Source organism: Bacillus sp. CGMCC 1.16541 (assembly GCF_003184905.1).
Classification (GTDB): Bacteria; Bacillota; Bacilli; order Bacillales; family Bacillaceae_H; genus Priestia.
In genome coordinates this window covers 1-1,286 of the sequence record NZ_QFRU01000061.1, presented here as the reverse complement: position 1 = coordinate 1,286, position 1,286 = coordinate 1, and the positions used below count along the sequence as shown (strand labels likewise).

Below are 1,286 nucleotides of genomic sequence, written 5' to 3'. Positions count from 1 at the left end.
GGGACTGACCCCATAAAGTGAGACAAATAAAAAACACCTTTAAGTTGAAAACTGGGTATGTAGTACCTAACAACAACTTGGAGGTGTTTTTTCGATGGGAACAAGAGTCAGTTATCCAGTAGAAATAAAATTAAAAGCGATTGAAATGAGATTAGCGGGTGTACCTGTAAAAGAAGTATTATTCCAACTAAATATTCGAAATCATACCCAATTAAAAACGTGGATGAAATGGTATCAAAATGGAGAAATGCATCGGTTTGAACAGCCTGTAGGCAAGCAATATACCTATGGGAAAGGTCCTGATTTTGAAAATGAGACATCTAAGTTAAAGACAGAGAACCGACAGTTAAAGCAACAGATTGAGATTTTAAAAAAGTACAAGGAATTGGAAAGGAAGTGGTACCAGAAATCGCAGTAAATCTAGTGGAAGAGTTAAAAGAGCAGATTCCTATTTATCAAATCTGTTTCCATCTTGGTATTCCTCGATCAACTTACTACCGTTGGAAGCAGCATGGCCAACGGGATACACGAAAGAAATGGTTGGAACAGCAAGTGGGTGAACAATGTCGTACACACAAATTTCGATATGGCTATCGAAAGATTACGGCCTTACTCAAGCAAACAATGAAGATTAACCACAAGTTTGTACAGCGTACCATGCAGAAATATGGTTGGCAATGTCGTGTCAAACGGAAGAAACGGAAGCGAACAGGGCAACCTTATCAGGTTGCGGAGAATGTATTAAATCGTGAATTTCGAGCTGAGCGTCCTCTTCAAAAGCTCGTGACCGATATTACTTACTTGCCTTTTGGACCGAAACAGTTGTATCTTTCAAGTATTCAAGATTTATTTAACGGAGAGATTATTGCGTATTCCATCGGTGATTGTCAAAACGTAGCGTTTGTTTTAGACACGCTCAACCAACTCCCTTCTCTATCGGAAGGATGTACGTTGCATAGCGATCAAGGTTCTGTGTACACATCGTACGCCTATCAACAAAAAATTAAAGAAAAAGGCATTACCATGAGTATGTCCCGAAAAGGGACTCCCGCAGATAATGCCTCGATTGAATCGTTTCATTCCTCACTAAAGTCTGAAACGTTCTACCTTGACGGGTTAACATATACTACGACCACCATCGTAGAGCAAACCGTCAAAAATTATATCACTTATTATAACAATACCCGTATTCAAACAAAACTAAACAACCAGTCACCTGTACAATACAGAAAACTGGTTGTTTAAAAGGTGTTTTGATCCCTGTCTCAAAAACAGGGGTCAGTCCC

General features: G+C 39.2%; 1 protein-coding gene. It reads left to right on the top strand.

Annotated features, from left to right (window positions below; all coding sequences use genetic code 11):
* Positions 1 to 94 precede the first annotated feature (94 nt).
* Positions 95 to 1,245 (top strand): IS3 family transposase gene (locus tag DIS06_RS19900; RefSeq protein ID WP_110114981.1). Its coding sequence is split into 2 segments (ribosomal slippage): positions 95 to 368 and positions 368 to 1,245, totalling 1,152 coding nucleotides; the frame shifts between segments, so codons are not numbered across the junction.
* The last annotated feature ends 41 nt before the right edge of the window (positions 1,246 to 1,286 follow it).